At 70.7% G+C, this 17,924-nt stretch carries 12 protein-coding genes and 1 pseudogene; 9 read left to right on the top strand and 4 right to left on the bottom strand.

Features of this window, described 5'->3' with window-relative positions; translation table 11 throughout:
* The 4 genes from cobN (at position 1) to PV679_RS10870 (ending at position 11,794) form a co-directional block, all read left to right on the top strand.
* Positions 1-3,609, top strand: a complete 3,609-nt coding sequence (gene cobN / locus PV679_RS10855; RefSeq protein WP_319679918.1) for a cobaltochelatase subunit CobN — start codon at positions 1-3, stop codon at positions 3,607-3,609.
* Positions 3,610-3,859: 250 nt separating this feature from the next.
* Positions 3,860-4,471 carry a hypothetical protein gene (locus PV679_RS10860; protein WP_319679919.1) on the top strand — a complete coding sequence of 204 codons (612 nt, stop codon included), beginning with the start codon at positions 3,860-3,862 and terminating at the stop codon, positions 4,469-4,471.
* Between the two features lie 144 nt (positions 4,472-4,615).
* Positions 4,616-6,694, top strand: a complete 2,079-nt coding sequence (locus tag PV679_RS10865; RefSeq protein WP_319679920.1) for a flotillin family protein — start codon at positions 4,616-4,618, stop codon at positions 6,692-6,694.
* A 201-nt stretch (positions 6,695-6,895) separates the two neighbouring features.
* Positions 6,896-11,794: a DNA repair ATPase gene (locus PV679_RS10870; RefSeq protein ID WP_319679921.1), complete on the top strand. Its 4,899-nt coding sequence runs from the start codon at positions 6,896-6,898 to the stop codon at positions 11,792-11,794.
* A gap of 111 nt (positions 11,795-11,905) precedes the next feature.
* On the opposite strand, the gene PV679_RS10875 is transcribed toward PV679_RS10870, so the two are convergent.
* Positions 11,906-13,000: an alkene reductase gene (locus PV679_RS10875; protein WP_319679922.1), complete on the bottom strand. Its 1,095-nt coding sequence runs from the start codon at positions 12,998-13,000 to the stop codon at positions 11,906-11,908.
* A gap of 120 nt (positions 13,001-13,120) precedes the next feature.
* On the opposite strand from PV679_RS10875, the gene PV679_RS10880 reads away from it, so the two are divergent.
* Complete coding sequence (locus tag PV679_RS10880; protein ID WP_319679923.1) at positions 13,121-13,465, top strand: MerR family transcriptional regulator; 345 nt, start codon at positions 13,121-13,123, stop codon at positions 13,463-13,465.
* A 401-nt stretch (positions 13,466-13,866) separates the two neighbouring features.
* On the opposite strand, the gene PV679_RS10885 is transcribed toward PV679_RS10880, so the two are convergent.
* Together PV679_RS10885 and PV679_RS10890 are read right to left on the bottom strand one after the other, a co-directional pair.
* Positions 13,867-14,049: a hypothetical protein gene (locus tag PV679_RS10885; RefSeq protein WP_319680055.1), complete on the bottom strand. Its 183-nt coding sequence runs from the start codon at positions 14,047-14,049 to the stop codon at positions 13,867-13,869.
* Positions 14,050-14,090: 41 nt separating this feature from the next.
* The gene (locus PV679_RS10890; protein WP_319679924.1) at positions 14,091-14,915 is read right to left on the bottom strand and encodes a TauD/TfdA family dioxygenase; all 825 of its coding nucleotides are present in this window, start codon (positions 14,913-14,915) and stop codon (positions 14,091-14,093) included.
* Positions 14,916-15,082: 167 nt separating this feature from the next.
* Between PV679_RS10890 and PV679_RS10895 the strand changes: the two genes are divergently transcribed.
* From PV679_RS10895 to PV679_RS10910, 4 genes and pseudogenes are all read left to right on the top strand, one after another.
* On the top strand, positions 15,083-15,559 hold the full coding sequence (locus PV679_RS10895) for an NUDIX hydrolase (RefSeq protein ID WP_319679925.1): 477 nt from the start codon (positions 15,083-15,085) through the stop codon (positions 15,557-15,559).
* Between the two features lie 6 nt (positions 15,560-15,565).
* The gene (locus PV679_RS10900) at positions 15,566-15,841 is read left to right on the top strand and encodes a hypothetical protein (protein WP_319679926.1); all 276 of its coding nucleotides are present in this window, start codon (positions 15,566-15,568) and stop codon (positions 15,839-15,841) included.
* A gap of 66 nt (positions 15,842-15,907) precedes the next feature.
* Positions 15,908-16,762, top strand: a complete 855-nt coding sequence (locus PV679_RS10905) for a hypothetical protein (protein ID WP_319679927.1) — start codon at positions 15,908-15,910, stop codon at positions 16,760-16,762.
* Positions 16,763-16,781: 19 nt separating this feature from the next.
* Positions 16,782-17,224, top strand: a pseudogene (locus tag PV679_RS10910) (site-specific integrase); the annotation flags it as partial.
* 71 nt (positions 17,225-17,295) lie between these two features.
* On the opposite strand, the gene PV679_RS10915 reads toward PV679_RS10910, so the two are convergent.
* Positions 17,296-17,856 (bottom strand): hypothetical protein, encoded by a 561-nt coding sequence (locus PV679_RS10915; RefSeq protein WP_319680056.1) that lies wholly within the window; start codon positions 17,854-17,856, stop codon positions 17,296-17,298.
* Positions 17,857-17,924 lie beyond the last annotated feature (68 nt).

The following is a 17,924-nucleotide window of genomic DNA, read 5'->3' on the forward strand; positions in this document are numbered from 1 at the left end:
ATGATCCTGCTCCTGTCGACGTCCGACACCGACCTGCTCAGCGCCCGTGCGGCGGAGGGCCCGGTCCCGTACCGGTACGCCAACCCGGCCCGGCTCGCGCTCGACGAGCTGCCCGCGCTGCTGGACGGCGCCGATCTTGTCGTCGTACGGCTCCTCGGCGGGCTGCGCGCCTGGCAGGACGGGATCGATCTGCTGCTCGCCGGAGACCGCCCTGTCGTGGTCCTCACCGGTGAACAGGCCCCGGACGCCCAGCTCATGGAAGCCTCCACGGTGCCCATCGGCATCGCCGCCGAGGCGCACGCCTATCTCGCCCACGGCGGTCCGGCCAATCTGGAACAGCTCGCCCGGTTCCTCTCCGACACCGTCCTGCTGACCGGTCACGGCTTCGAGCCGCCGGCGCCCGCGCCGTCCTGGGGCCGGGTCCACCGCCGGGTGGAGACCCTGGACGCCCTCGGCAGCCGGCCGGTCATCGCCGTGCTCTACTACCGCGCCCACCATCTGAGCGGCAACACCGCCTTCATCGACACCCTGAGCGAGGCCATCGAGGAGGCGGGCGGCCGTGCCGTGCCGATCTTCGTCGCCTCGCTGCGCGCTCCCGAGCCCGATCTGCTCGACGCGCTGAGCGGTGCCGACGCCATCGTCACCACCGTGCTCGCCGCCGGTGGCACCCGGCCCGCCGAGGCGTCCGCCGGCGGCGACGACGAGTCCTGGGACGCCGGCGCGCTGGCCGCGCTCGACGTGCCGATCCTCCAGGCCCTCTGCCTCACCAGCAGCCGCGCCGCCTGGGAGGAGAGCGACGAAGGGCTGTCACCGCTGGACTCCGCGTCGCAGGTCGCCGTGCCGGAGTTCGACGGCCGCCTGATCACCGTGCCGTTCTCCTTCAAGGAGATCGACGAGGACGGCCTGCCCGCGTATGTCGCCGACGCCGAGCGCTCGGCGCGCGTCGCCGGGATCGCCGTACGGCACGGGCGCCTGCGCCACATTCTGAATCAGGACAAGCGTCTCGCCCTGGTGCTCTCCGCCTATCCGACCAAGCACTCCCGGATCGGCAACGCCGTCGGTCTCGACACTCCCGCGAGCGCCGTCGCGCTCCTGCGCGAACTGCGCGGCGCGGACTACGACTTCGGCGACGAAGAGGTGCCGGGCCTGGAGTCCGGCGACGGCGACGAGCTGATCTACGCCCTCATCGAGGCCGGCGGCCACGACCAGGACTGGCTCACCGAGGAGCAGCTCGCGCGCAACCCGGTCCGGATCCCGGCCGCCGACTACCGGCGGTGGTACGGACAGCTCCCGGCCGACCTGCGGGAATCCGTCGAGCACCACTGGGGTCCGCCGCCCGGTGAGATGTTCGTGGACCGGAGCCGGAATCCGGAGGGCGACATCGTGCTCGCCGCGCTGCGGCGCGGCAATCTGCTGATCCTGATCCAGCCGCCGCGCGGCTTCGGCGAGAATCCCATCGCGATCTACCACGATCCCGATCTGCCGCCCTCGCACCACTATCTGGCCGCCTACCGCTGGATCCAGGCGTCCCAGGAGGACGGCGGCTTCGGCGCCGACGCCATGATCCACCTCGGCAAGCACGGCAACCTGGAGTGGCTGCCCGGCAAGAACGCCGGTCTCTCCGCCTCCTGCGGACCCGACGCGGCCCTCGGTGATCTGCCGCTGATCTATCCGTTCCTGGTCAACGATCCGGGCGAGGGCACGCAGGCCAAGCGCCGCGTCCATGCCACGCTGGTCGACCACCTGGTGCCGCCGATGGCGCGCGCCGAGTCGTACGGCGACATCGCGCGGCTGGAGCAGCTCCTCGACGAGCACGCCTCGATCGCGTCCATGGACCCGGCGAAACTGCCCGCGATCCGCGCCCAGATCTGGACGCTGATCCAGGCCGCCAAGCTCGACCACGACCTCGGTGTGGCCGACCGGCCCGAGGACGAGGGCTTCGACGAATTCATCCTCCATCTCGACGGCTGGCTCTGCGAGATCAAGGACGCGCAGATCCGCGACGGTCTGCACGTGCTGGGCGGCGCGCCCACCGGCGAAGCCCGGGTCAATCTGGTCCTGGCCATCCTGCGCGCCCGGCAGATCTGGGGCGGCACCTCGTCCCTTCCCGGTCTGCGCGAGGCCCTCGGCCTCGACGAGTCCGCCGCCACGCGCACCACCGCCGACGAGGCGGAGGAGCGGGCGCGCGCACTCGTCCAGGCCATGGAGGACGCGGACTGGGATCCGGCCGCCGTGCCGGAGGCCGCCACCGGCCACGCACCGGCCGTCGCGGACATCCTCGACTTCGCGGCCACCGAGGTCGTCCCGCGTCTCGCCGGCACCACCGCCGAGATCGAACACGTCCTGCACGCGCTGAGCGGCGGATTCGTCCCGGCCGGCCCGTCCGGCTCGCCGCTGCGCGGCCTGGTCAATGTCCTGCCGACCGGCCGCAACTTCTACTCCGTCGATCCCAAGGCCGTCCCGTCCCGGCTCGCCTGGGAGACCGGCCAGGCCCTCGCCGACTCCCTGCTGGAGCGCTACCGAGGCGACAACGGCGACTGGCCGACCTCCGTCGGGCTGTCCCTGTGGGGCACGAGCGCCATGCGCACCTCCGGCGACGACATCGCGGAGGCGCTCGCGCTGCTCGGCGTCCGGCCGGTCTGGGACGACGCCTCCCGGCGGGTCACCGGACTCGAAGCGATGTCCCCGGCCGAACTCGGCCGTCCCCGTATCGATGTGACGCTGCGCATCAGCGGCTTCTTCCGGGACGCGTTCCCGCACGCCATCGGTCTGCTGGACGACGCCGTCCGGCTCGCCGCCTCGCTGGACGAACCCGACGACACCAACTTCATCCGCGCCCACGCGCGGGCGGACCTGGCCGAGCACGGCGACGAACGGCGCGCCACCACCCGTATCTTCGGCTCGCGGCCAGGCACCTACGGCGCGGGAATCCTCCAGCTCATCGACAGCCGCGACTGGCGCACCGACGCGGATCTCGCGGAGGTCTACACGGCCTGGGGCGGATACGCGTACGGCCGCGAACTCGACGGCCGGCCGGCCCGCGACGAGATGGAGACCGCGTACAAGCGCATCGCGGTGGCCGCCAAGAACACCGACACCCGTGAGCACGACATCGCGGACTCCGACGACTACTTCCAGTACCACGGCGGCATGGTCGCCACGGTGCGCGCGCTCAAGGGCTCGGCGCCGGAGGCGTACATCGGCGACTCCACCCGGCCGGAGACGGTCCGTACCCGCAGTCTGGTGGAGGAGACGTCCAGGGTCTTCCGTGCCCGCGTGGTCAATCCGCGCTGGATCGAGGCCATGCGCCGGCACGGCTACAAGGGAGCCTTCGAGCTGGCCGCGACGGTCGACTACCTCTTCGGGTACGACGCCACGACAGGCGTGGTGGCCGACTGGATGTACGACAAGCTCACGGAGACCTACGTACTGGACCCGGAGAACCGCGAGTTCCTCCAGGAGGCCAACCCCTGGGCGCTGCACGGCATCGCGGAGCGGCTGCTGGAGGCGGAGTCCCGTGGCATGTGGGCGAAGCCGGATCCGGCGGTGCTGGACGCGCTGCGCGAGGTGTTCCTGGAGACGGAAGGGGAGCTGGAGGGCGAGGACTGATTCCGGCCGCCCGGAACTCTCCGCATATGTGCGTGCTTTGTCGTACTCTGTCCGGCCTGTATGTCGTGTCATGTCTTGGTGTGGGTCCGCGTCCGGCACCGGAGCGCCGTAAAGACTGCCGGATTACGGCAATGCGCGACGTGTCCATCGGTAACACAATGGGCAGTGCACAGACGGGGGGAGTGCCTCGGATGCCGGGATGCGGAAACGCGGGGGCGGCGCCGGGGTTTATGAGCACAGGGGGTGGGCGATGGGTGAATTCCTCAGCGCCGCGATGGGGTTCCCCGCAGTACTGTTCGGCGCCGCGCTCCTGGTAGTCGTGGCGTTCTGGGTCCTGGTGCTGGCCGGCGCGGTCGACCACGATCCGTTTCACACTCCGGTGGACACCGAGGCCACCGGGCTCGGCGGAGTGCCCGTGACCGTCCCGGTCTCGCTGCTGGTCGCCGTGGCCTGGTTCGCCGGTCTGGCGGGCTCGGTGCTGGTGCGCCGTTCCGGTGTGTCCGGCGACGCCCGCACTCTTCTTCTGGTCGCTGTGCTGGTCGCGGCGCTGCTGATCGCCTGGGGCGTGACGCGGCTGCTCGTACGCCGGCTGCGCGCCCTCGTACCTGAACAGGCGCCGCCGTCCCGGCTGGACTTCGTCGGGCTGACCTGCACGATCCGCACCGGTTCCGTCTCCTCCGACTTCGGCCAGGCCGAGGTCGCGGCGGACGACGGATCGACGGCGATCGTCCAGGTCCGGCAGATCGGCGACGACATCCTCGCCGCCGGAAGCACGGGACTGCTGTACGCGTACGACCACGAGGGCGAGTTCTTCTGGGTCGCGCCCTACGATCCGGCGCTCGATCCGCGTACCGCCGGCTGAGCCGGCTCCTCGCCTCCGTCGTCCTCCGCGCGCTCCGGCGTCTCCGTCCCGTCGCCTTCGTTTCCGGCACCCGGCTCTCCGGCCTTCGCGCCGCTCTCCGATTCCCGCGCCTCTCTTTGCCTCTTCGCCTCTCAAGGACTGTTCATGGATGCCATCTCCTTGGGCATCGGCGTGCTGATCGCCGTTGTCCTGCTCATCACGATCACACTGCTTCTGGTGGTCAGCCGGCTGTTCCGCAAGGTGGAGCAGGGCCGGGCGCTGATCATCTCCAAGACGAAGAAGGTCGATGTGACCTTCACCGGCGCCGTCGTGCTGCCGGTGCTGCACAAGGCCGAGTACATGGACATCTCGGTGAAGATCATCGAGATCCGGCGGACCGGCCGGGAGGGGCTGATCTGCCAGGACAACATCCGCGCCGACATCCATATCTCGTTCTTCGTACGCGTCAACAAGACCGTCGAGGACGTCATCAAGGTGGCCCAGGCGATCGGCACGGTCCGCGCCAGTGACAAGGTCGCCATCCAGGAGTTCTTCGCGGCCAAGTTCTCCGAGGCGCTGAAGACCGTCGGCAAACAGCTCGACTTCGTCGATCTCTACACCAAGCGCGAGGAGTTCCGGGACCGGATCATCCGGGTCATCGGTACGGACCTCAACGGCTATCACCTCGACGACGCGGCCATCGACTTCCTTGAGCAGACGCCGATGTCGCAGCTCGACGGCGCCAACATCCTGGACGCCCAGGGCATTCGCAAGATCACCGAACTGACGGCGGTCGAGCATGTCAGGACCAATGAGTTCCAGCGCACCGAGGAGAAGGAGATCACCCGGCAGAACGTCGACGCCCGGGAGACCATCCTGGAGCTGGAGCGCCGGCAGTCCGAGGCCGAGATCAAGCAGCGCCGCGAGGTGGAGACGCTGCGGGCGCGCGAGGAGGCGGCCACCGCCAAGGTGCAGGAGGAGGAGCGTCTCGGCGCGCAGACCGCGTACCTCCGCACCGAGGAGCACCTCGGTGTGCAGCGCGAGAACCAGGCGCGGGAGATCGCGGTGGCGCAGAAGAACCGCGAGCGGGTCATCGCCGTCGAGAACGAGCGGATAGAGAAGGACCGGCTGCTGGAGGTCATCGGACGGGACCGCGAGACCGAACTGTCCAGGATCTCCAAGGACAAGGAGGTCGAGGCGGAGCGCCGCGAGGTCGCCGATGTCATCCGGGAGCGGATCGCCGTGGACCGTACGGTCGCCGAGCAGGAGGAGTCCATCAAGAAGCTCCGCATCGTCGAGGAGGCGGAGCGCACCCGCCAGGCCGTGATCATCGCCGCCGAGGCGGAGGCCCAGGAGAAGCTGGTCAAGAACATCAAGGCGGCCGAGGCGGCGGAGGTCGCGGCCACGCACCGCGCCGCCGAGCAACTGACGCTCGCCGAGGCCCGGCTGAAGTCCGCCGATCTCGACGCGCGCGCCAAGCTGCGGCTCGCGGAGGGCATCCAGGCCGAGGCCGCGGCGCCCGGACTCGCCGAGGTGCAGGTCCGGGAGAAGGAGGCGGACGCCATCGAGAAGGCGGGCCGCGCGGAGGCCGGCGCCACCGAGGCCCGGCTGAAGGCGGAGGCGGAGGGATCCAGGTTCAGGGCCCTGGCGACCGCCGAGGGCACGCGCGCGCAGGCCGGTGCCGATGCCGCGATGATCGGCGAGAAGCTGAAGGCCGAGGCGGAGGGACTGACGGAGAAGGCCGCGGCGATGGCCGCGCTGGACGACGCGTCCCGTACGCACGAGGAGTACCGGCTGCGGCTGGCCGCGGAGAAGGAGATCCGGCTGGCCGGTCTCGATGTGCAGCGACAGGTCGCGGAGGCACAGGCCACGGTGGTCGCGACCGGTCTGGAGAACGCCGACATCAATATCGTCGGCGGCGAGTCCGTCTTCTTCGACCGGCTGGTGTCGTCGATCGCGCTCGGCAAGGGCGTGGACAGCTTCGTACAGCACTCCGAGACGGCCCAGGCGCTCACAAAGCCGTGGCTGGACGGCACGGCCAGCTTCCCGGAGGACCTGACACGGATGCTCGGATCCGTCTCGACGGCCGATGTGCGGAACCTGACGGTGTCCGCGCTGCTGATGAAGCTGATGAAGTCCGGCGGCGCACAGTCCGGGCAGCTCAAGCAGCTTCTGAAACACGCCGACCGGCTGGGGCTCGCCGACACTCCGATCGGTGAGCTGAACGGCGCGGTCAAGTCCTGACGGCCAAGGCCTGACGGCCGAGGCTCCGCGGCTGAGGTACCGACGCCTCATGTCCTGAGCCGGCGACCGCCGTACGCGGAGCCGTCACACGGCGGCTCCGCGTACGGCCGCTCGCGACGACGCGTGACCAGCACGGCGCACGGACAGGCAACGCGTACGGACAAGCAACGCGTACGGGAAGAGAGAGGCGAGAGACGCGCGATGGAGACCGCAGTGGACGCCGGGACGGTGGATGCCGGCACATACGAGGTGCTGCGCGACCGGCTCGGTGCGCAGGCCGCCGAGCTGGCCCGCCGGGCCGAGGAGCTGAACGCCCGCCGGATCGCGGCCTTCGGCTCCATGGAGCTCGCGCTCACCGGCACCGGGCAGGTCCGCACCGAGCAGCCGCGTGTGCCGCGCGACATCGTCTCCGTCGGCGGCGCGCTCCTCCTCGGCCACCACATCCCTCCCGGCCACGCGGCCTCGTCCGACTCGAAGGCCGGAGCCGGCGGCGCCGTCGCCGAGCTCCTCAGCCTGCACGACCGCGAGCTGAACCGGCTGCCGGACGACGCCGTGCCCGGTCTGCTCGACGATCCGGCATTCGTGAAGGAGCTCGCCGACCTCCGCCGCTACTACCGCGACGCCCGCCTTCTCCAGCTCCGCCACACGGACGGCAGACTGCTCGCCGTCTTCCAGACGGGCGAGACCGCCGACGACATCCGGGTGCTGCGCTGGGCGCTCGCCGCCGACGGCAGCGCGGAGTTCCTGGACGCGCGCGGTGACCGGGACCATGTCCTTCCGCCGGCGCACGACTTCGAGTGGACGGCCACCACCCGTGAGGACCATGTCCTCGGCCGTCAACCGCACATCTCCATCGGCGGCGAGGTGTTCGTCGCGACGGTCGGCGGCACACTCACCGTCAGGGCGCCCGGCGGCGACAGCGCCGAGACCGGCGAGGAGATCCACTCCGAACCGGTCGACGAGCCGCTCCAGTCGCTCGCGGACGCCGACGTCGAGTACGCCAGGGCCGGCGCGCTGATCCTGCTGCGCGTCCGTCCGTACAAGGAGCGGACCCGGCGCCATCTCGTCTTCAATACCGTCACCAGGACCGTCGTCCGGCTGGACGGCATCGGACAGGGCTGCCGGAGCCTGCCCGAGGACCAGGGCATCGTCTTTCCCGGCGGCTACTGCCTGGCGACCGGCGCGTACAAGACCTTCGACATCGACACCACCGGCCTGGAGTTCGAGCGGGTGCTCCGCTCGCCCAACGGCGAGGACGTGCTGTACGTCTTCCACGCCCGCGCCGAGGGCCGGAGCCTGCTCCTGCCGTACAACGTGATCCGCGAGGAGGCCGCCGCACCGCTCTCCTGCCACGGATACGCGCTCTTCGAGGACGGCACGCTCATCGTGCTGCGCGCCGGCTCCGGCGAGCCGTCCCGGGTCCATCCGCTCCAGATCTGGCGCTCGCCGTACGTCTCCGACACGCACGCCGCCGCGACCCCGGCAGGCACCGGACCGCTGGCCCGGATCGGCAACGCCGACCTGGTGCGCGGCATCTCCGACTGTCTGTCGCTGGCCCGCGCCGTCACCGAGACCGGCGCGCCGACGACCGCCGGCTACGAGACGCTGCTCGCCGCGTGTGTCCGCGCCGCCGACACCTACCACTGGCTGGGCGATCCCGAGGCCGGTGATCTGCGGGAGCCGCTGGACGGCGTGCGGGCCACCGCCGGACAGGTGCTGGCCGAATTCGAGACCGTGGAGACACTGACCCGGGAGGCCGCCGAGGCGCTCGCCGCGTCCACCGCCGAGATCGCCTCGCTCGTACGCAGGACCCGCGGCGACGCGCCGCACTCGGCCGCCGCCTGGGTGGGGCGCCTCACCGAACTGCGCCGCGCCCACGGCCATCTGCTCACGCTCAAGGAGCGGCGGTACGCCGACACCGGGGCCGTCGACGCGCTCGCGGACGGTGTGACGGCGGACATCGCCTCCTTCGGACAGCGCGCGGTGCGGTTCCTGCGCCGGGACGACGCCTTCAGCGAATACCACGAGGACATCGAACGGCTGACGGCCGAGGCCGGCACGACCGCCACCGTGGCCGAGGCCGCGCCCCTCGGCGCGCGCCTGGACGAGCTGACGGCCGGGCTGCGGACCGTCACCGAGGTCGTCGCCGGTCTGGACATCGCCGACGCCACCGTCCGTACGTCCATCCTGGAACGCGCCGCCGAGGTCCTGGGCGGCATCAACAGCGCCCGCGCCACGCTGGACGCGCGCCGCCGGGAACTCCTCGACCACGAGGGCCGGGCCGAGTTCGCCGCCGAGTCCGCGCTGCTGGGACAGGCGGTCACCGCCGCGCTGGCCGCCGCGGACACTCCCGAGGCGTGCGACGACCAGCTCGCCGGACTGCTGCTGCGGCTGGAGAACCTCGAATCCCGGTTCGCGGAGTCGGACGACTTCCTGGCCGCGCTCTCCGCCAGGCGCGGCGAGGTGTACGAGACGTTCTCGACCCGCAAGCAGACCCTCCAGGACGCCCGCGCCCGGCGCGCCGAGCGGCTGGCCGAATCGGCCGTCCGAGTGCTGGAGACCGTCGCGCGCCGGTCCGCCGCGCTTGACTCCGCCGACGCGGTCAGCACCTACTTCGCCTCCGACCCGATGGTCGCCAAGGTCCGCCGCACCGTCGCCGAACTGCGCGAACTCGGCGACCGGGTACGGGCGGAGGAACTGGACGGCCGGATCGGGGCCGCGCGCCAGGAGGCCGCCCGCGCCCTGCGCGACCGTGTCGACCTGTACGCGGACGGCGGCGCGCTGATCCGCCTCGGACGCCACCGGTTCGCCGTCAACACCCAGCCGCTCGATCTGACACTCGTACCGCACGGAGACGGACTGGCCTTCGCGCTCACCGGCACCGACTACCGCGCGCCCGTCACCGATCCGGACTTCGCGGCCACCCGGGCCCACTGGGGCCAGAGCCTGCCCTCGGAGTCGCCGGAGATGTACCGCGCCGAGTATCTGGCGGCGAGGCTGCTCGACGACCACGACCACGACCACGACCACGACACCGCGCGGCCCGGCGATCTCCTCGACCATGTACGGCGGGCGGCGGAGGCCGCGTACGACGAGGGCTATGAGCGCGGAGTGCACGACCACGACGCCGCGCTCATTCTCGGCGCGCTGCTGCGCCTGCGCGCCGGCGCGGGACTGCTGCGCTATCCGGCCGCGGACCGCGCCGCCGCGCAGCTCTTCTGGTCGCACGGCACCACCGGCGAGGCGCGGGACGCCTGGACCCGCCGGGCCCGGTCCATGGCGCGCGCCCGGGAGACCTTCGGCCTGGCTCCGGCGATCGCCGCGCTCCAGGCGGAACTGGCCGGCGCGATGGCACCGTACGACGGCGGGACGCTGAGCGCCGAGTATCTCTTCGAGGAGCTGACATCCGGCCCCGAGGGCTTTGTCACCAGCGCGGCGGCGCGCACACTGCTCGACAAGTTCCGCCGGACCGTGGGCACTTCGGCATACGACGAGGACCTGACCGGGCTCGGTGACGACCTCGCCGCGCGGCGCCAGCTCGTCGACAACTGGCTGACCGCCTACGCCACCGCGGGCGGCCGGGACACCGATCCCGGCGATCTGGCGGAGGCGGCGGCCGTCGAGCTGTGCCCGGACCTGCCGCGCTACGACTCGATGGCGCCGCTCACCGAGACCGTCGACGGTCTGCTCGGCGGCCATCCACGGATCGAGCGGCGCCGCCTCACCGTCCGGATCGACGAACTCCTCGCCCGCACCCGGGACTTCCACGAGCGGGTGGCTCCCGGCTTCCGGGCCTACCAGCGCCGGCGCGGCGCGCTCGTCGCGGCCGAGCGGACCCGGCTGCGCCTGGACGACTACCGGCCTCGCGTCATGTCCTCCTTCGTACGCAACCGGCTCATCGACGAGGTCTATCTGCCGCTCATCGGCGACAACCTCGCCAAGCAGCTCGGCGCGGCGGGCGAGACCAAGCGCACCGACAGCAACGGGCTGCTGCTGCTCGTCTCGCCGCCGGGCTACGGCAAGACGACCCTCATGGAGTACGTCGCCGACCGCCTCGGCCTGGTCCTGGTGAAGGTGAACGGCCCGGCCCTCGGCCACGCCGTCACCTCACTCGACCCGGAGCAAGCGCCGAACGCGACCGCCCGCCAGGAGGTCGAGAAGATCAACTTCGCGCTGGAGAGCGGCAACAACACGCTTCTCCATCTGGACGACATCCAGCACACCTCGCCCGAACTGCTCCAGCAGTTCATCCCGCTGTGCGACGCGCAGCGCCGGATCGAGGGCGTCTGGAACGGCGAGACCAGGACGTACGACCTGCGCGGCAAGCGCTTCGCGGTCTGCATGGCCGGCAATCCCTACACCGAGTCCGGGCAGCGCTTCCGCGTCCCTGACATGCTCGCCAACCGCGCCGACGTCTGGAATCTGGGCGAAGTGCTGACCGGCAAGGAGGACGTCTTCGCGCTGAGCTTCGTCGAGAACGCCCTCACCGCACATCCGGTACTGGCGCCGCTGGCCGGCCGCGACCGGGCCGACCTCGACCTGCTCGGCCGCCTCGCCGCCGACGATCCGACGGCCCGTCCCGACCGGCTGCGCCATCCGTACACACCGGCCGAACTGGACCGTGTGCTGGCCGTACTGCGCCACCTCCTGACCGCGCGCGCGACGGTCCTCGCGGTCAACGAGGCGTATATCGCCTCCGCCGCGCAGGCCGACGCCTCCCGTACCGAGCCGCCGTTCCTGCTCCAGGGGTCCTACCGCAATATGAACAAGATCGTGGCCCGTATCGACGCGGTCATGAACGACGCCGAACTGGCCGCCGTGATCGACGACCACTACACGAGCGAGGCCCAGACCCTGACGACGGGCGCCGAGGCAAGCCTCCTCAAACTCGCCGAACTCCGCTCGGCCCTCACGCCCGCCCAGTCCGCCCGCTGGACGGCGGTCAAGGCGGCCTACACCCGTACGCGGTCCCACGGCGGCCCCTCCGCCGACCCGATGACCCGCGCGGTGGCGGCCCTCGGCCTGCTCGCGGACCGCGTGGCGGAGGTGGAGACGGCGATCACCCGGGCGACGGAGGGACGCCGGGACGAGGACGGCTGAGGCGTCGGTGGCTGCGGCGGGGGGCGGCTGAGCCGGCCTGTCTGATGAAGGAACAGCGGCGTCTCCGGCGGCCCGGGGCGCGATCCACGCACCAGCGCCCAGCTCCCGGATTCAGCCCGGTCCAAACGGGAGGTCCTGACCGTTGCGGCTGTTGAGGCTGGGATAGTCCACATATCCTTCCGCGCCGCCTCCGTACATTCCGGTCTCGCGCAACGGGTTGAGCGGCGCGTTGGCGGCGATGCGCCGCGGCAGGTCCGGATTGGCCAGGAACAGCCGTCCGAAGGCGTAGATGTCGGCGAGGCCGGCGCTCAGCGCCCTTTCCGCCCGCTCACGGCTGCCGGGCTCGGGTCCGTCGTAGGTGGCCACCAGGGTGTCGCTCCAGCGGGGACGCAGATCTTCCAGCGCGGCGTACTTTCCGGACTGCACCACATGCAGGTACGCCAGGCCCATTCCGTCCAGCGCCTCCAGCAGCCGGTGGTAGCGCGCGGCGGGAGCGGACTCGACGATGCCGAGGAGCGGATGGGCGGGAGAGACGCGCAGTCCGGTCCGGTCCGCTCCGATCGCGGCGGCGACGGCTTCGACGACCTCGATCGCGAAGCGGACGCGGTCCGCGTAACCGTCGGTTCGCAGGTTGGCGTTGTCGGACAGGAACTGGGCGATGAGGTAGCCGTAGGCGCCGTTGACCTCGACGCCGTCGAATCCGGCGTCGATGGCGTTGCGGGCGGCCGAGGCATGGGACTCGACAGCCTCGGCCACCTCGGCGGCGGACAGCTCACGCGGGACGACGTAATCCTTCAGTCCGGAGGCGGTGAAGATCTGGCCGTGCGAGATGCCCACGGCCGAGGGAGCGACCGGCCGCTCTCCGCCGAGGATGTCGGGGTGGCTGACGCGGCCCACGTGCCACAACTGGGCATAGACGCGGCCGCCGGCGGCGTGCACGGCCCGTGTCGTCCGGCGCCAGCCTTCGACATGGACCGGCTCGGTCAGGCCGGGGACACCGGGGCCGCCCTTGCCAAGGCGGTGCGGCCAGATTCCTTCGCTGACGATGAGTCCGGCGCCGGCGCGCTGGACGTAGTACTCGGTCATGACCGGTACGGGGACGCCGGTGGCGTCGTCGGCGCGGGCGCGGGTCATCGGGGCCATGGCCGTCCGGTTGGGCAGTTGGAGTACGGGGCCCCGGTAAGGCCGGAGCAGCGGTGAGTTCACGGTTCTCCTTCGGAGCGCGGCGACGCCAACACCGCGGCCGGCCTGCGCGGAATGTTCGCTCATGCGGCGACGTTAGGGCTTCACATCGATGGCAAGGTCAACCTCGGGACGGGGCGGCACATGCTGATCGGCGAGTTGTCACGGCGTACCAAGGTCAGCGCGCGGCTGCTGCGGTACTACGAGGCGCAGGGACTGCTTGACGCCAGGCGTGCTGCGAACGGTTACCGCTACTACGACGAGGACGCGGTGGTCACCGTGCGTCAGGTGCGCGCGCTGCTGGACGCGGGCCTGTCCACCGAGGTGATCCGGGTGGTGTTGCCGTGCACCCGGGGCGAGCAGCCCGGGTTCGACTGGTGCGCGGACCTGCGGGCCGTCATGGACCGGGAGTTGGCGGCCATGGATGAGCGCATCGACGGCCTGCGACGCAGCCGCAGCACTCTCGCCACCTATCTGGACCAGCCTTGAGCCGTCCCACACGGTCGAGCCGCGTCCGTGCTCAGCTCGGCGACCTCTGCCCGTGCACCGTGGGGCACAGCGCGTCCAGGCCGGTCCGAGAGGCCCGCGACACGATCCGCGACCCGCTGGCCAACTGACACCGGAGAGGAAAACCCGAGACCGCCATCGCGGTGGCTGGACACATGGACCTGGCGGAGGGAAGCGTCCTCGGGCACTCCGGCGGTACGTGTGGTGCGACGGGTGCAGGCCGCAGTGCTTCAGCACCCAGTTCTGGGGTTCGGCGAAGTCCTCGCTGGGCGGCGATGTCCCGCCGTCGACGGCGCACTGCATCGCGTACGTGGTCGGCTCGGCATCGGGTTCCCGGTCGGGTTCGAGCGTCCAGGTCTCGTGCCCGAGAACGGCGCGTGGACTCATCGCCCCCACCGTCCGTTCGCTACGGCGACCTTGGCGCTCAGCTCCTCGGCCTGGGTGGGACGGCGAAGTTCCGTAGGGGGAACGTCCCACTCCCTGCCGCCCTTCAGCGGGCGGAGCTGAATGTAGGGCCCAGCGTGTCCCATGACCACCCCCACCTGGTCGTTGCGCTTGTCGACCATCAACGTCCCCACGCTGGCTTGTTCGGCGTCTGTCACATCGGTCACCTCCTCGGGGCGCGTGCCGATGAGACGGGCTCGCCGGCCTTGGGAAGGGCGGCGGTTGTCGGGTGCGGGGCGAATCCCCCGGGGAGGGCGAAACGGGGGTCGCCCAGGGCGCGCAGGAGCCTTCGGTCCCCGGTGAAGCGTGTGCGGGCGTGCAGCCAGCGGTGGTTGTCCAGCAGATAGCCCTGTCCGGCATGAAGCAGGAGGCGGTGCTGGCTGGTGGCGATGGCGCTGCGAAGGGCAGGGAGGTGGGGCTGGACGATGGGGCTCCAGCGGGCGAGACCGTCCTGGCGCAGCCGTAAGGAGATCCGACCGTCGGCTTGGACGGTGAAGACCTGTGTGGTGTGGCCCGTACCCGCGCCGAAGTAGGCGGACCTGGGCTGGCAGAGCGCCACTGCCGCGTCACGGTTCTCGCCCATGAGGCGGGCGTGGACTTCGCGTCCGTCAGCAAGGAAGGTCTCACCACCCGCGGTCGCCGGCTGCAGGCACACCAGGAGGATCAGGCGGGGAGGCGTGGGGGTGCCCGACCGTTCGGTGTGGGCCTGCAATTCGCCGCTGCCGAGGCCGGCGAAGCCGGCGCGGTGGGCATGGTTGCCCGTGTCGTGAATCAGGGTCAGGCTGTCCGGGGCGCCGTGTGGGTGAGGCGTGATCGCCATCATCCGGGAGGCGAACGCCAGGACCTCCTGCCGGGTCGTCAGCCCGTTGAGGGTGACCAGGCCGGTCTCACGAAGCTGTGCGGCGATCACGTCGTTGGCATGCGGGGCGCGGAGGTTGACGTAGCGGTCCGCGAAGAGCGTCTCGGAGCCTGCGGAGGTATCGAGCATCGCCGTACTCCTTCGATCGAGGTCGGTGTGATCAGAGTGGAGAGGTGGGGTGAGCTGGGTAAAGCGACAGACTGTCGACTCGGACAATTCGGTCGGCGGGGTGGTGGGGTGAGGGGAGCGTGCTACGTTCCGGAGCCCGGCTCGCGCACCGCAGGACGAGGACTGTCATGACGTACACGCCGCCGCTCTGGCCCGTCTCCGTGAAGGGCGTTGCGCTCGACGCGCGTGATCGCGTGCTGTTGCTGCGGAACGAGCGTGATGAGTGGGAGCTGCCCGGAGGCCGACTGGAGATCGGCAGCGCCGATGGCGAACAGCTGCCGGACAGCAGCCCTGAGGCGGCGCTAGCGCGTGAGATCGAGGAGGAGACCGGCTGGGAGGTTGAGGCCGGCCCGCTCATCGATGGCGGTGTGTGGGTCTACCAGCCCGTCCCGGGGCGGCGGGTATTGATCGTGACCTACGGCTGCACTGTGTTGACCCCCGAGCGGCCGCCTGTTGTCAGCCACGAGCACAAGCAGTTGGGCATGTTCACCGCCGACGAGGTACCGGAACTGAACATGCCCGACGGCTACAAGCGGGCGATCGCCGCCTGGTACGGCAGCGGCTACTACGGCCCGGCGACCCTGGACGACCACGAGCGGAGGTAGTCGACGATGGCCGGGGGCGAGCTCGCGCACCGGGCAGGGGAGAGCAGGCTCCCGCTTCTCCGGCCCTCGGCCCGGCACGCCCAGTGGCACTGGGCGACACCGCAGGCCCAACTTGTACTGGCCGCGGGTGATCTGGCCGGCATCCTTCGTTTCTACCGACGCGTGCACGGCTTGAACCAGACCGCGCTCGCTGAACTCCTCGGCTACGAGAAGACCTACATCTCCGCCCTGGAGCTGGGGCAGCGCGCCCTCGACGACATCGGCTCCCGCCGCCGTGTCTGAGAGGCTCTGCGATTGCCTCCCCACGTCCTCGGCATCACCGATCCCACCGACACGGACCACCGGGCGATGCTGCAGTTCGGTGAGCCGGCCGTCCGGCTCGCCGAGATCGCCCGCCAGTCTGGCCACGCCTCCGAAGCCGTCTCCGAACTGTGGCCGCTCGTTGCTCGGCTCGAAGCCCGTGCCGACGAAGGCCACACCGAGCGGGACGTTCTGCACCTGCTCGCCCGGGCCCGCGTCGGCCTCGGCGTCGCCCTGGGCAACGTGCTGCCGGAGGAACGCCTGGCCACCGCCGCCCGCTGGACGGCCATGAGCCTTGAGATCGCCGAGTACTTCGGGGACCCGGGCATGACCTCGTACGTGCTGCGCATGCACGGCAACGAGCTGCGCAAGGCCAACCTACGGGGCGCGGCGGTCCAACGGTTGTGCCGCGCTGCCGCCACCGCGCCCGACGACAACGCCCGCGCCGCCGCGCTGCCGCTGCTCGCCCGGGCCGCCGGCGGGCTGGGCAACGGCGAACTGTTCGACCGGGTGATGCGGGAGACTGACGCCCTGCTCGACCGCGTTGACCACACCAGCTTGTTCAATCCCTTCTCCCTCCATGAGATCCGTCTGCGCGGTCTCGTCTCAACCGAGCGCACCAACATGGCCATGCGGCTGGTGGAACACAGTCCAGTGCCCACGACTGTCGTGGCTCCACAGTGGCGCGTCATCGAAATGATCACTGTCGCGCACGTCCAGCTACTCGCCAGCGACGCGGGCGGCGCCGCCCAGTCGCTCGATACCGCTACCCAGGAGGCTGTTGTGCAGCGCATCCCTCATCAGCTGCAGCGGATCATGCGAACTGCGGGGTCACGGCTGCCCGCTCAGCAGGCCGCCGCTTCGCAGTCACTGGACCGGATACGCAGCGAGATGGCCGCCTGATCCAGGCTCGGGGGAGTAGGACTTCCCGCCGGTCGAGGCCACGCTGCCCTGGGGCAAGCCGGGCGGCGAATCGAAGACCTTCCGCCTCCTCTTCGTTGACGAAAAGGGCCGGGCGTACAACAGGAGCGTCTTCAACCAGGGCGTCTGGAAGCTCGTACTGGCCGCTGCCCGCGCGAGCGCGGGGCCAAGTACCTCCAGGCGGCGCCCGAGGACGGCATGCACGCGCTGCGGCACGCGTACGCGTCGGTTCTGCTGGACGCGGGGGAGAGCATCAAGGCCCTTTCGGAGTACCTCGGGCACTTCGATCCCGGCTTCATCCTGCGTGCGTATACGTATCCGCTGCCGCCGAGCGAGACCCGGACCCGCTCCGCGATCGACGCCGCGTTCGCCGACGAACCGGAATCGCGGGGCACAACCGGCGGCGAATCCCCGTCCATGTGCCCTCAATGTGCCCCGGCGGCTTGGCAGGATTTCGCGGCTATTCCCGGGACAGCCTCAAGAAAAGCGTCGGCAATGGCCCCGGTAACGCGGGCTCAGGGCCACACCAGGCAATAAGGCTGATGTCCCGCGTCATGCAGTCGGTGGCTGAAGTCCTGCCACTCGTGCAGCAGTTGATAGACGTTGTACGCGTCCCGCGGGCCGCCGCGGTCCGGGACCGTGGACCATATGAAGGCCGCCGCGCCCACCGACTCCTCGCCGATGCCACGGAGAGGGTCGACGACCGTCATCGGGAGTTTCACGACCGCGTAGTCCGGGTGCAGCACGACCAGTTCCAGCGGAGGCACCTTGTGCAGAGGCATGCCCTGTATGCCGGTCAGCACCATCGCGGCTATCGTCTCGGGCTTGATCTTGGTGAACATGCCGCCCATGCCGAGCTCGTCACCGCCCAGCTCTTCCGGGCGCATCGAAATCGGGACCCGTGCCGCCGTGGCCCCGTTGGGCGCGCCAAAGTATTTGTAGGTCACCCCCACCCGGCCACTACTCCTGCTCCCCGCGGGCTGCTCCCGGGCCTCGTGTCTCCGGTGCTTCCCCCGACGGGCAGGCTCAGGACCCAGGTCGTCGGTCCCCTCGCCCAGTCCGCCACCGCGATGCATATCTCCACCCGACCACTCGCAGCCCTGGCCGCGCAACCCGATCATCGTGACAGTGACCTCCCCCACGG

The organism is Streptomyces sp. AK02-01A (assembly GCF_033795305.1).
Lineage (GTDB): Bacteria > Actinomycetota > Actinomycetes > Streptomycetales > Streptomycetaceae > Streptomyces.

Coding starts and splice junctions, on each gene's coding strand:
- cobN (WP_319679918.1), top strand. CDS start 1: ATGATCCTGCTCCTGTCGACGTCCGACACCGACCTGCTCAGCGCCCGT.
- PV679_RS10860 (WP_319679919.1), top strand. CDS start 3,860: ATGGGTGAATTCCTCAGCGCCGCGATGGGGTTCCCCGCAGTACTGTTC.
- PV679_RS10865 (WP_319679920.1), top strand. CDS start 4,616: ATGGATGCCATCTCCTTGGGCATCGGCGTGCTGATCGCCGTTGTCCTG.
- PV679_RS10870 (WP_319679921.1), top strand. CDS start 6,896: ATGGAGACCGCAGTGGACGCCGGGACGGTGGATGCCGGCACATACGAG.
- PV679_RS10880 (WP_319679923.1), top strand. CDS start 13,121: ATGCTGATCGGCGAGTTGTCACGGCGTACCAAGGTCAGCGCGCGGCTG.
- PV679_RS10885 (WP_319680055.1), bottom strand. CDS start 14,049: ATGGTCGACAAGCGCAACGACCAGGTGGGGGTGGTCATGGGACACGCT.
- PV679_RS10890 (WP_319679924.1), bottom strand. CDS start 14,915: ATGCTCGATACCTCCGCAGGCTCCGAGACGCTCTTCGCGGACCGCTAC.
- PV679_RS10895 (WP_319679925.1), top strand. CDS start 15,083: ATGACGTACACGCCGCCGCTCTGGCCCGTCTCCGTGAAGGGCGTTGCG.
- PV679_RS10900 (WP_319679926.1), top strand. CDS start 15,566: ATGGCCGGGGGCGAGCTCGCGCACCGGGCAGGGGAGAGCAGGCTCCCG.
- PV679_RS10905 (WP_319679927.1), top strand. CDS start 15,908: ATGCTGCAGTTCGGTGAGCCGGCCGTCCGGCTCGCCGAGATCGCCCGC.
- PV679_RS10915 (WP_319680056.1), bottom strand. CDS start 17,856: ATGCATCGCGGTGGCGGACTGGGCGAGGGGACCGACGACCTGGGTCCT.